This is a genomic window from Pantoea sp. Ft-CA_14 (assembly GCF_024520875.1).
Classification (GTDB): domain Bacteria; phylum Pseudomonadota; class Gammaproteobacteria; order Enterobacterales; family Enterobacteriaceae; genus Pantoea; species Pantoea agglomerans.
In genome coordinates this window covers 347766-360521 of the sequence record NZ_JALNPM010000001.1, presented here as the reverse complement: position 1 = coordinate 360521, position 12756 = coordinate 347766, and the positions used below count along the sequence as shown (strand labels likewise).

The 12756-nt window shown below is 53.4% G+C and carries 11 protein-coding genes; 6 read left to right on the top strand and 5 right to left on the bottom strand.

From position 1 onward, the window contains the following. Positions 1-52: 52 nt before the first annotated feature. The 3 genes from NR195_RS01750 to NR195_RS01740 all read right to left on the bottom strand — a co-directional run bounded on the left by NR195_RS01750 (position 53) and on the right by NR195_RS01740 (position 2051). Positions 53-955 carry an alpha/beta hydrolase gene (locus tag NR195_RS01750; RefSeq protein ID WP_163800109.1) on the bottom strand — a complete coding sequence of 301 codons (903 nt, stop codon included), beginning with the start codon at positions 953-955 and terminating at the stop codon, positions 53-55. 107 nt (positions 956-1062) lie between these two features. Beyond that, positions 1063-1386: an AzlD domain-containing protein gene (locus NR195_RS01745; protein ID WP_010246806.1), complete on the bottom strand. Its 324-nt coding sequence runs from the start codon at positions 1384-1386 to the stop codon at positions 1063-1065. Continuing rightward, positions 1383-2051 (bottom strand): AzlC family ABC transporter permease, encoded by a 669-nt coding sequence (locus NR195_RS01740; RefSeq protein WP_010246808.1) that lies wholly within the window; start codon positions 2049-2051, stop codon positions 1383-1385. The genes NR195_RS01745 and NR195_RS01740 overlap by 4 nt, the downstream gene beginning before the upstream one ends. 111 nt (positions 2052-2162) lie before the next feature. Here NR195_RS01740 and NR195_RS01735 point away from each other — a divergent pair, with 111 nt between their 5' ends. Beyond that, on the top strand, positions 2163-2711 hold the full coding sequence (locus NR195_RS01735) for a helix-turn-helix domain-containing protein (protein WP_033768731.1): 549 nt from the start codon (positions 2163-2165) through the stop codon (positions 2709-2711). Positions 2712-2834: 123 nt separating this feature from the next. On the opposite strand, the gene NR195_RS22940 is transcribed toward NR195_RS01735, so the two are convergent. Continuing rightward, the gene (locus tag NR195_RS22940) at positions 2835-3050 is read right to left on the bottom strand and encodes an ASCH domain-containing protein (RefSeq protein ID WP_372340741.1); all 216 of its coding nucleotides are present in this window, start codon (positions 3048-3050) and stop codon (positions 2835-2837) included. Positions 3051-3168: 118 nt separating this feature from the next. Between NR195_RS22940 and zigA the strand changes: the two genes are divergently transcribed. Further along, positions 3169-4398, top strand: coding sequence for a zinc metallochaperone GTPase ZigA (gene zigA / locus NR195_RS01725; RefSeq protein WP_010246814.1), 1230 nt, complete (start codon positions 3169-3171; stop codon positions 4396-4398). A gap of 92 nt (positions 4399-4490) precedes the next feature. Beyond that, a complete protein-coding gene (locus tag NR195_RS01720; protein WP_089414700.1) occupies positions 4491-5669 on the top strand; it encodes an FAD-binding oxidoreductase in 1179 nt (392 codons plus the stop codon). A 3-nt stretch (positions 5670-5672) separates the two neighbouring features. On the opposite strand, the gene NR195_RS01715 is transcribed toward NR195_RS01720, so the two are convergent. Beyond that, the gene (locus NR195_RS01715; protein WP_256843976.1) at positions 5673-7043 is read right to left on the bottom strand and encodes an aldehyde dehydrogenase family protein; all 1371 of its coding nucleotides are present in this window, start codon (positions 7041-7043) and stop codon (positions 5673-5675) included. A gap of 459 nt (positions 7044-7502) precedes the next feature. On the opposite strand from NR195_RS01715, the gene NR195_RS01710 reads away from it, so the two are divergent. The 3 genes from NR195_RS01710 (at position 7503) to NR195_RS01700 (ending at position 12454) form a co-directional block, all read left to right on the top strand. Then, a complete protein-coding gene (locus tag NR195_RS01710; RefSeq protein ID WP_010246820.1) occupies positions 7503-8432 on the top strand; it encodes a RepB family plasmid replication initiator protein in 930 nt (309 codons plus the stop codon). Positions 8433-10275: 1843 nt separating this feature from the next. Then, the gene (locus NR195_RS01705; RefSeq protein ID WP_256843975.1) at positions 10276-11475 is read left to right on the top strand and encodes an AAA family ATPase; all 1200 of its coding nucleotides are present in this window, start codon (positions 10276-10278) and stop codon (positions 11473-11475) included. A 7-nt stretch (positions 11476-11482) separates the two neighbouring features. Further along, positions 11483-12454: a ParB family protein gene (locus NR195_RS01700; RefSeq protein ID WP_010246824.1), complete on the top strand. Its 972-nt coding sequence runs from the start codon at positions 11483-11485 to the stop codon at positions 12452-12454. Positions 12455-12756 lie beyond the last annotated feature (302 nt).

The window sequence follows — 12756 nt, the reverse complement described above, 5'->3', positions numbered from 1 at the left end:
TGAACTCCGGGCAGGTGATGAACGCCATCATGCCGCGATGCCCGGTCAGATATCAATCCCGGCTACCGGAAACTATTTCCAGCGTATCCACCAGCGATGAGGGTAATATCTGGCCGTGACTCTGACCGGGATAACGCGTCAGAATCAGTCTGGCACCGCTCGGGCGCAGGATGTCGGTAAGCGCACGCTCTTCCTGCTGAAGATCGTCAGAGTGGCCGGTTCGGCGTTCGGTAATGCCATCGCCCTCCATCAGATAGAGCGACAAATGTTTGAGCGGTCCGGCGTCGGCGCGTCGGGCCAGGGTAAGAATGCGCTGATGATTCCAGCTCAGCGAGGGAGCAGCCGAAAAGTAATGGCTGAACCAGGCGGCATGAAAGAAGGTATCCAGCACGAACAGTCCGCCGTAGGAGTGCCCCCAGAGCGCACGCCGCTGCGGATTACTGGGCGCAAGGCGTTCTGCCCACGGGACAATTGTGTTCAGCAGCAGCTGACGAAACTGATGGCTGCCTCCGCCTTTGCGGCCATGAGGCTGAGTGACCAGAGTATCAGGCGCATCATTGGGTGGGGTGTAGTCGTAATTACGCGCCACCACATCAAAGGGCAAATGGGTGTCGTAACCCACCGCGACCAGCACTGGCGGCGTGCCGCTGCTCAGCTTTTTAAGCAGAGGTTCTGTCAAATGCGCCATCGCCGCATTGCCATCCAGTAGCCAGAGCACCGGATAGCCGCCTGGCGGCGCATCGCTTTTGGGGATAGCAAGCCACACCCGATAGTGCCGTTCCCCATCCTGTGAGACAAACTTTTTACTCTGGAAGCGATACCAGGCAGAGCCTGTGTCGGCGATGTTCTTGCCCAGCGGACGCATATCGGGTCGGGCAATGGCCGGAACGGCGGTTAAACCGGCTGTCATCACGGTCAGCATCATCAGGAGGAAACAGATACGGATAGTGTTCATTCAGCAATCCCTGCAAGGTTATCGGGCTAATCACGCCTGAGAGAGTGCCATCCTGACAAATTTTCACTGCGATAACATCCCCGCTTTTGCCGGGGTTAATGACATCCTCAGGGCACGCCGAGAAAACGCAACAGCGCCGTCATCGCCGCCGCCCCCAGAATAATCATAATCAGCGGCGCACGACGCCACGCCAGCAACAGGGCAAAGCCCACGCCCGCCACCCGTGCCACACCGGCAAAATGCTGGCCTTCAAACAGCGTGGTGGTGGCCGCTACCGCCAGCAGCAATATCGTGGCGGCGTCGGAGAGCATCTGCTGGGTGCGCTCGCTGATCGGCAGACGGTTTCCCAGCCTGACGCCTGCAAACCGCATCAGATAGGTTCCGGCAGCCAGCAGGGCAATCCCGGCGATAATCATTCCCTGATGTGTCATTTGCGCGATCTCCATGTCAGCAGGCCCAGCAGTGAAAACAGCACCGGCATGCCCGCCGGAACCAGTGGCGTCGCCAGCAAGGAGAGCAGCGCGCCGACGGTCGCGGGGATCCGGGTGCGTCGCTGGCGCAGCGCCGGGAAGATCAGAGCAATCAGGATCGCCGGAAACACCGCATCCAGTCCGATCACCGAGACATCAGGAATAAACTGCCCGATTGCTGCCCCGATCATGACGCTGACCGGCCATATCAAGCCGATACCGATACCGCACAGCCAGTAAGCACTGCGGCGCTGCGCCAGTTGCGGCTGAGAGATCCCAAATACCACACTTTCATCGTTCATGATGTGACAGCCCAGCCAGCCTGACGGACCCTGCCCCACCAGATCCTTAACCGCGATGCCAAACGGCAAATGACGTGCGTTTACCAGCAGGCCCGCTGCGGCGGCGGTAAATGGACTGCCGCCACCGGCCACAATGCCGATAAACAGGAACTCCGACGCCCCCGCCAGCACCAGCGTTGAGAGCGCCAGCGGCACCCAGAGCGGAAACCCGTCGGCCGACGCCAGCGAGCCATAGGATAAACCAACAATTCCATCAGCCAGGCAGACCAGAAAAATCGCTTTGATCACCCCTTTGTCCAGCAACTGCATTTGCGGAAAAAGCATCACTCTGTCTCATAATGAACATATAATCCGATATAATGAACACTGCGAAAGCGTTTTACAAGACGAACGTTATGTTCGATATAAAAAACATTCAGGTTATCAGGAGTGCGTTTGAATACCCCTATCAGCATTATTGCCAGTGCCTTAGTACGTGAACGTCAGCGAGCCGGTCTTTCACTGGCTGAAGTGGCGCGCCGCGCAGGGATCGCCAAATCTACGCTGTCACAGCTGGAAGCGGGTAATGGCAATCCGGGCATTGAAACCCTGTGGTCGCTATGCGTAACGCTGAACATTCCATTTTCACGTCTGCTGGAGCCGGATGCGCGTCGTCTGCAGGTGATTCGGCGTGGAGAGGGCCTGACGGTTACCGCCGATCTTGCCGATTATCAGGCCGTTTTGCTGGCCTCCTGCCCGCCCGGCGTTCGGCGTGATATCTATCTGCTGGAAGTTCAGCCCGGCAGCGAACGCATTTCCCAGCCCCATATCCCCAATACCATTGAGCATATTATTATCGCTAAAGGGCGTGCGCTGGTGGGCCCGGTCGACAGTGCGGTGGAGCTGGATGTGGGGGATTACATTACCTATCCGGGCGATGAGCTGCATATCTTTCGGGCGCTGGAAGCCGATACGATGGCGCTGCTGGTGATTGAGCACAGCTGATCACTGTTTAGTGAGCTTCTGCAGGGTTTCTGCGGGCGTGAGGTGAGTGATTAGCTGCACCTCACTGCTCAGCCTGATCTCCGGATAGTGCTCGCGCATCCCTTCCAGCAGCACCTCATCAGGCTATTCCTCCTGTTTCCCCAGCGTCGCGGCGACTTCGCTTAAGCGCAGCGTGTCGACCTGCGTCACCCACACGATTACCGCGTCCGTTTCATCGTGCTGATTCACCAGTCTCAGCGGACCCATGGTGATATCGCCCTCCTGCCAGCGAATCGTCGAGGTTTTCTCCCCGGACCTGACGGCTGGCATCAGACGCGGGACAAGCGTGAGTTGTTGCATTTCCACTCCCTTTTAACGCTCATTGGTACCCACAACAAAAACACAAATCCGGATTGAAAACAAACTCACTAATGTTATGTTATAACGTATCTATAATCGCGTTCTTACAGGTAACACCATGACACTCTCTGCTCTGACATCCGACGATCCCCGTCTGCCGGTTGCCGTTCTCTCCGGCTTTCTCGGTGCCGGTAAAACTACCCTGCTTAATCATATTCTGAACAACCGCGAAGGACGGCGGATCGCGGTGATCGTCAATGATATGTCTGAAATTAATATTGACGCTGCGCTGGTGCGCGATGGCGGCGCGCAGCTCTCCCGCACCGATGAAAAGCTGGTCGAAATGAGTAACGGCTGCATCTGCTGCACGTTGCGTGAAGATCTGCTGCTGGAGGTAAAACGTCTGGCTCAGGCCGGGCGTTTTGATCACCTGGTGATTGAGTCTACCGGCATTTCTGAACCGCTGCCGGTTGCCGAAACCTTTACGTTTGAAGATGAAGCGGGTGAAAGTCTGTCAGCCTATGCCCGGCTGGACAGTATGATCACCGTAGTCGATGGCTTTAACTTCCTGCGCGATTATCGTTCAGCCGATGATCTGCAGTCACGTGGCGAATCGCTGGGCGCGCAGGATGAGCGCTCAGTGGTTGATCTGCTGGTGGATCAGATTGAGTTTTGTGATTTGCTGGTGCTGAACAAAACGGACCTGCTCAGCCCGGCGCAGCTGCACCAGTTGAAGGGCATGCTGCAGGCGCTTAACCCGCACGCGCTTATTGTGAACAGTGAGTTTGGGCAGGTTCCGCTGGACTGCCTGCTGAATACCGGCCGGTTTGATTTTGACCGGGCAGCGCAGGCACCCGGCTGGCTGCAGACCCTGCGCGGTGAGCATCAGCCGGAATCGGAGGAGTATGGCATTCGTAACTTTGTCTATCGCGCCCGTCGTCCGTTCCATCCGCAGCGTTTCTGGCATGCAGTAAACCACCAGCTTGACGGCGTTATCCGCTCTAAAGGCTACTTCTGGCTGGCCAGTCGGCCGGAATATGCCGCAATGTGGTCGCAGGCGGGCGCGGTGGCACGTCAGGGTTATGCCGGGCGCTGGTGGGTCAGCGTGCCGCGGACTGAATGGCCACAGGATGCAGATTCGCTCAACTTTATCGCTGAACAGTGGCAGGAAGGTACCGGCGATGCGCGCCAGGAACTGGTCTTTATCGGCATTGAGATGGACGAGAAGAGCGTCCGTGCCGCGCTGGATCATGCGCTGCTGACACCACAGGAGATGGCTGCGGGGCCTGAACAGTGGATCACCCTGGCCGATCCGGTGCCCGCATGGTTCGATGAAACCACCGCCTGACGCTGCGGTTGACGTACTTCTTTGACTTCGCAATAGTAAACGAACCGGCGGGTAGCAGTTTTCCACTAATCCCTGTTCAGGAGAGACCAGATATGCCACAACGTATTGCCGTAATCGGTGCAGGCGTGCTGGGTTTAGCCGTCGCGCAGTCATTGTCGCGACGGGGCGCACAGGTCACCGTCTTCGATAAAAACTATCCTGGCAGCGGAACCAGTCAGATCAGCTATGCCTGGGTCAATGCCAACGGCAAAGAACCCACCAGCTACCATGATCTTAATGCCCATGCGATAGACGAGCACAAGCGCTGGCAGGCAAGCCATCCTGCATCACCCCGATGGCTGCTGGAAACCGGCACGCTGGAGTGGGCGGCCGATGAATCATCCCTGCGCCAGCTGGCGCAGCGCGCAGCAAAGCTTACGACGCTCGATTACCCCGTAGAGAAACGTAGCCGCGCCGCACTTCTGGGTGCAATGCCCGAGTTGCGGCTTGATCCCCGCGTTCAGCACGCCTGGTCTTTCCCGTCGGAGTGTCTGCTTTATCCGAGCCTGTTTATCGCCTCTCTGCTGGCAGAGCTGCGTACCAGTGGCGGGCAGCTGGTCTGCAACAATGAAGTGACGACGCTCACTGAATCGGCGCAGGATGTCCATCTTACGCTGGCCAGTGGGGATGAATGGCGCGGCGATCAGCTGGTACTGGCGACCGGCCGCTGGGCACCGGAACTGATAAGTCAGTGCGGGCTTGAACTGGCGATGACCGATGCGAATCGAGCCGATCCTGTTGCCTGCAGTTTTCTGGCGCAGACCCAGCCTCTGCCGATCCCACTTAAATGCAATCTGATTACCCCGGAACTGAATGTGCGGCCGGATGGCGGTGGCCGTCTGATGCTGCAGGCGCTGGATCTGGATCAGCACGCCGATCCAGCGCGGCCGGTCTCGCCGGATGGACTGATTGGCAAAGAGATGCTGCGTCGATTGCGGCGGCTGTTTAAAAACACGGAAGGCGCGAGAATTGAGCGGATTGAAACAGGACAGCGGTCGCGTCCGGCAGATGGCTTGCCGGCATTAGGCTACATCAGCGAGTCAGCACGCGTTTATCTGATGGTAAGCCATAGCGGCATGACACTTGCCCCATTGCTGGGCAGGCTGGTGGCTGAGGAGATGCTGAGCGGCACAGGCTCACCAATACTGAGTGCGTTTGCACCGCATCGGTTGCTGCGTCCGCTCAGTGCGGTCGCTAAAACAGCGCCCGCTTATCTTCCGTCGGCACAGTAAATACTAGCGACGATTCTTCCACACGGTCTGCACGTTACAGAATTCGTGCACACCAAAGTGCGACAGCTCACGGCCGTAGCCGCTTTTCTTCACACCACCGATGGTAACGCGCGGATCGGACGCGCCGTTGCCATTAATAAACACAGCACCGACTTCCAGCTGCAGCGCCAGACGATCGGCAATCTCTTCATTACCGCTCCAGACGGTGGCGCTGAGGCCAAATTCGCTGTCGTTGGCGATCTCCAGCGCATGTTGTGGATCCCTGGCGACCGCAATAGCGGCTACCGGGCCAAACAGCTCCTGCCTGAACGCGGTCATGTCGCTGGTGACATCAGCGAGAATGGTCGGCGCGTAGTAGTTACCCTGCCCTGCCACTTTCTCGCCGCCCAGTACCAGACGTGCACCTTCACGCAGCGTGGCCTTTACCTGTCCATCCAGTTCGTCACGCAGATCGGCGCGTGCCATCGGGCCCAGGAAGGTATTTTCATCCAGCGGATCGCCCATGGTGAGTGCCTGGACCGCGGCAGTGAAGCGTTTTTCAAATTCTTCAGCGATCGGAGCTTCCACAATAAAGCGTTTGGCAGCCATACACACCTGTCCGGTATTCTGGAAACGTCCAATAACGGCTGATTTAACCGCTTCATCAAGATCGGCATCCGCCAGCACGATAAAGGGATCGGATCCACCCAGCTCCAGCACGGTTTTCTTAAGTGCTGCGCCCGCCTGTGCGGCGATCGCGGCGCCAGCCCGGACACTTCCGGTAACGGCAACGGCGGCAATACGGTCATCTTTGATGGCTACGGAGACATCGTCGTTGTCAACGTTGATCAGGTTAAAGCCGCCAGCAGGCAGATCGGTTGCCCTGAACAGATCAGCCATCAGTGTGGCGCTTCCCATGACGTTAGGCGCGTGTTTAAGCAGATAGGTGTTGCCCGCCAGCAACATACTCACTGCGCCCCGCAGAACCTGCCACAGGGGGAAATTCCATGGCATTACAGCCAGGATCACCCCGATGGGACGGAATCGCTGCCACGCATCGGCAATCTGAGTAGGCTGATCGGCCAGCATTGCAGGGCCATGTTCCGCATACCAGTCGCATAAGTTAGCGCATTTCAGAACTTCAGCGCGTGCCTGTGCAATGGGTTTACCCATCTCGAGGGTGATCATGCGGGAAAGATCCTGCTCACGCAGACGGATCTGTTCGCCAAGCTGACGTAATACGCGAACGCGGTCCGTCATGGTGCTCTGTTTCCATGCTGCAAAAGCAGATGCGCTTTCAGTTAGTGTCTGTTCCAGCTCTGCACTGTTCTGCAAAGGATAGCGTGCCAGAATTTCACCAGTTGTAGGGTTACGTGATAGGGCATGTTCAGTCATGGTGCCGTTTTCCTCATTCTGTCAGTGATGGAGAGACGATACGCGCTGTAGTTGATGATGAAAAATGAATAATAGTGAGGAAGTTGTTTATAGATTGAGAATGAATGCGGCTATAGCCGATTAGTCGGTCAGGCAGTGGGCAGATTGCTGGCCAGTTTTTGCTGATGGTCAGCTCATCTGAAAATGATGTTACGCCTTAAGTTTTCCACTTATACAGTGAACAGATCCTAATAAACGATCCTTAATAGATCATATAGAGATCCTAAGAGATCCCCGATCGTCGCAGGCCGCACCCCACAAGGGCTGAAAGGGTGATCGCGTTCACTATAATCAGTAAAGTGTTCACTGTAATCAGTACTTTATTCACTGTACCAGGTAGAATGTTCACTGTAAACAGTGCTAATGTTCACTGTAGTCAGAAAACGATCCCTTTCATCCACAGAATGAAGATCTTACGCCATGGCAGATAAAGACAACGAAAACAAAGCGTTACTTGAACCTTTTCTGTCAGTGACAAAAAACAGCGGTGAAGTTATTCAGCTTCATCCCAACAAGAATAATACCGTTCAGCCTGTCGCTTTAATGCGTCTTGGGCTGTTCGTGCCGACGCTGAAATCTACTGCACGCGGTAAATCCGGTGCGATGGCATCAACGGATGCGACGAAAGAGCTGAAGAATCTGACGCTGGTGAAAGCGGAAGGCTACGAAAAGATTACCATTACCGGCGCGCGGCTGGATATGGATAACGATTTCAAAACCTGGGCGGGTATTATTCAATCTTTTTCCCGCTATCCGACCAAAGGCGATACCGTCACGCTGCCGTTTATCGATTTTGTGAAGATGTGTGGCATTCCCTCTGCCAACTCTTCAGCTGCCCTGCGCAAGCGTCTTGATGCCTCTCTGCGCCGTATCGCGACCAATACGCTCTCTTTTGAAGGCAACGGCAAGGCCTATCATACCCACCTTGTTCAGTCTGCTTATTACGATCGCGAAAAAGATATTGTGCGCATCCAGGCCGACCCCAAGCTGTTCGAACTCTATAACTTCGACCACAAGGTCCTGCTTCAGCTCCGTGCAATATCCCGTCTGAAGCGTAAAGAGTCTGCGCAGGCGCTTTACACCTTCCTGGAAAGCCTGCCAACCAATCCGGCGCCTATCTCGCTTGCACGCCTGCGTATGCGCCTGAACCTCGGCTCTAAGACCACCACGCAGAACCATGTCGTGCGGCGCGCGATGGAGCAGCTGAAAGAGATCGGTTATCTGGATTACTCAGAAGTGAAGCGTGGCCGCTCAGTCTTTTTTATTATCCACAGCCGTACGCCTAAGCTTGATGGCATCAGTAATCTGGAGAGCATCGATTCGCTGGATGAGATCGAGTTTGATGATTAACCCCTCACGTTCACTGTAATCAGTATTCCTGCGTGGCAGTGTCACTTTCTGCGTCACCGGTGACATTGCGCCATTCTCTCTTCATTCACTGTAATCAGTACTCTCCGGGGATTCACTGTGATCAGTAACGTTCACTGTAATCAGTAACCGGGCCGCCGTGCAAATGTGTGTTCTTCCCCCCTCCCCCTTCTGCGTGCCATTTTATAAGGCTTAACAAGTAAGTTAGTACTTACTCTCATATTGGTTAGCACTCAATTATACTGTGTTTACTGATTACAGTGAATGCCCTGACTTCGGTTGGCTAAGCCTCTCTCTGCTGATTACAGTGAATCCTTTTTACTGACTACAGTGAATGCCTTTGCTCTGGCCTGTTCTCAAAGAGCATTAACGACTGGCCAGCAAATCAGGGCTGGATGCGGTTTACCATGAGGGGTCTGCTCAGCGTGATTCACATGATACGTATGACCTGAATGACACACGTAACCAGAGAGAGCAGCGTGACACTGTTACTGATTACAGTGAATGTTTGCTGATGGGCACTACCCTCGCCTCACCATTGAATCTCTTAAACGGCTTTCCGAATCGCTACTGATTACAGTGAACGTTGTTGCCAGATGTCCGGTCTGAAGCGAGTCATAACTGCCATGGCGGGATGCTAATCTTGTACTGATTACAGTGAACGTTCTGCTGATTACAGTGAATGTTTGCTGCGGTGTACCTGAAGGCATCGTGCATTCTACTGATTACAGTGAACGTTAAAGTGAACCTGCTGACGGCATTGCTGATGTATACGATACGGGGCTGGTGTATGACTGGCTGAAGGGCGACAGAAGAAGCCGTTGCTCGCAAGGTCTGGTCACTTCATGACTCGGAACAACGTCGGCACACTCTGATGCAGAACAGAATCGCCTCTGTCTACTTACTGCTAACTACTGACTCATATTACGACCCTGTCGGCACGCCCTGATGCAGAATGGAATCGCCTCTGTCTACTTACTGCTGACTGCTGACTGCTGACTACTGACTACTGACTACTGACTACTGACTACTGACTACAGTGAATGTTTGCGTGGCTGTTCTTCTTCTCATCCCTCTTCCACTAGTAGTGTTACTGACTATAGTGAATGTTTACTGCTTTCTGGATTTACTGATTACAGTGAACGTTTATGGGCTTTACGCTTCTGTATCGCACACCAGACCTTGTTGTGACATTGCCGGTGTATATTCCCTCTCCAGATTCCGATGCTTTTATCATCCGCTGAGGATTATTCAACCCATCCTTACTGACTACAGTGAACGTTTACTCTGCCCAGCTCCCTCTTCTGGCTCCTGATCGGCAAGTTTACTGATTACAGTGAACGTTGCTCTTCACAGAGCTGAACACGTAAAACGCTACTGACTATAGTGAATGTTGAAGTGATGCAGTGGCAAAGATCAGCACTGCAACCTGCAGTCACTGCCTGAAATCCATTTATCAATGTATCCATCGCTCTTTCGCCTGCTCCATAACGTCACCGGATGAGACACAAGCTTTACTGACTACAGTGAACGTTTGATCTCAAGGTTCGTCTTCTGTGTTCTCCCCTTTCCCGCTCAATGTACCCGGTTTGGCTGATGATTTTTTAAACCTGTTTGCTCACTACAGTGAATGTTCTGCTGATTACAGTGAATGCTTACCGCAATTAACCTGCAAAAGTATATTCGGCCAGACGAAATAATGTGATGAAGCTCACCAAAACCTGTGTGGTTACATAAAAACGGAGATTATGTTGAGAAGATAATTTATTGCCTCACGTGCAGGATTTCTGTATAAAGTCATAAATCCTACATGTTTGGAGCAACTATGGCTAATGATGACAAGCAGGTGATGAAGGTTGCGCAGCGTTCAGAACGCATGCTGCTAAGCCTCACCGAGCAAATTCAGGCGCAAAAGCAGGAACTGCATGAAAATACCTACTATCAGGTCTATGCCAAAGCGGCGCTGGCAAAGTTGCCCAAACTGACCCGAGCCAGTGTGGATTACGCAGTCAATGAGATGGAAGAAAGCGGTTATCAATTTGATAAACGTGCGGCCGGTTCTTCCGTTAAATATGCTATGTCGATTAAGAATATTATCGATATCTATCATCATCGTGGCGTGCCGAAGTATCGCGATCGCCATAGTGACGCTTACACCCTGTTTGTCGGTAATCTGAAGGGCGGTGTCTCCAAAACGGTTTCAACCGTCTCGCTGGCACATGCGTTGCGCGCACATCCCCATCTGCTTTTTGAAGATTTGCGCATCCTGGTTATCGACCTTGATCCGCAGTCCTCAGCAACCATGTTTCTGAACCACGAGCGCTCCGTCGGGCTGGTGGAAGCGACTGCGGCGCAGGCAATGCTGCAGAATGTCTCACGAGATGAGCTGGTCAACGAGTTTATCGTTCCGTCGATCATTCCGGGTGTGGATGTGCTGCCAGCATCGATTGATGACGCCTTTATCGCCTCAAGCTGGGATCAGCTTTGTGCTGAGCATCTTCCGCAACAGAACGTTCACGCCGTGTTGTATGACAACGTTATTGCCAAACTGAAAAAAGATTATGACTTCATCTTTATCGACAGCGGCCCGCATCTTGATGCCTTCCTGAAGAATGCGATTGCAGCGTCAGATCTTCTGATGACTCCGGTGCCACCGGCTCAGGTAGACTTTCACTCGACACTGAAATACCTGACTCGTCTTCCGGAACTGATTGCGATTATCGAAGACTCCGGCGCGACCTGTCGGCTGCAGGGTAATATTGGCTTCATGTCGAAGCTCTCCAATAAAGCAGACCACAAACTCTGTCATAGCCTGGCAAAAGAGATTTTTGGTGGCGACATGCTTGATGCTGCCCTTCCCCGCCTTGATGGTTTCGAACGTTGTGGCGAATCCTTTGATACGGTTATCTCCGCCAATCCTTCGACCTACGTCGGCAGCAGCGAAGCGTTGAAGAATGCACGATCCGCCGCAGAAGACTTTGCTAAAGCCGTCTTCGACCGTATCGAATTTATTCGCCTGAACTGAGGTTTGTATGAGCGCAAAAAGAATTACGATTGGCAGAACCTTCAGCCAGACTCCACTGGAAAATGACACGCCAGACAGCCAGCACAACCAGACATTCGTTCTGGCAACGGGCAAGCGCGCCCTGTTTCGCTTTGAACGCATTGCCGCCAGCGACGTTGAAAGCAAAACGTTCGTCACAATGGAAACCAACGGTCGCGATCAGGCAGGCCTGACACCTGATTCGCTGCGCGACATTATCCGGACCATTAAGCTGCAGCAGTTCTTTCCCGCTATTGGCGTGATGCGCGATGACCGCATCGAAATCCTGGATGGCTCACGTCGTCGTGCAGCCGCACTCTACTGCAAAACCGGCCTGGACGTGCTGATCACTGACGCGGCCATCACCGCTGATGAAGCCCGCCGACTGGCGCAGGATATTCAGACGGCACGGGAACACAATCTGCGCGAAGTGGGGATGCGTCTGTTAACACTTAAAGATGGCGGTTTGTCGCAGAAGGAGATTGCTGAAAATCAGGGTTTGTCCCAGGCGAAAGTGACGCGTGCCCTGCAGGCCGCCAGCGTTCCATCAGATTTGATTTCACTTTTTCCTAATCACGCTGAGCTGACCTATCCCGACTATAAAGCGTTGTTACAGGCTGCTGACAAGTTGAGTGAGTCCGGGCAAAGCGTTGAAGCTCTGATCAAATCCATTTCCAGGGAAATTGATGTGGTCTGTGCCCGTGAAGGTCTGGCCGAGGACGAGCTTAAAAATCATATTCTGCGTCTGATTCGACAGGGCAGCCAGACTCTGATCAAAGAACCGGAGAAAGATAAAACCCAGGCGACTGCGCTCTGGTCTTTTGCTGATAAAGATCGGTTCGCCCGAAAAAAGGTACGCGGACGGATGTTCAGTTATGAATTTAACCGGCAGTCGAAAGAGTTGCAGGAAGAGCTGGATAAAGTTATTGCGGAGACCCTGAAAAAATATCTCAACCGTTAACGTATATGCACTCAAATCAGCCAGCGATAAACGCTGGCTTTTTTTTCGATTTTTGTAGCGAGTCGTCGTTAAAAGAGATGGCGGACACCCAAATTTCAGGCTGAAATCGCCAGATTTTTAAGTGTGAATTCCTGCTTAAGATATTGAAATATAATAAATTTCTTTATTATCTCTTGCTGAAAAACTGCATGAAATCGCCACTTCGCTGAACTCTTTCGCCAGATACCCAGGCCCCTTCCAAACCGCACAGGTCACTATAAACAGAGATAACGTTTTTCGTATGATGCTATCGTTGATGAATC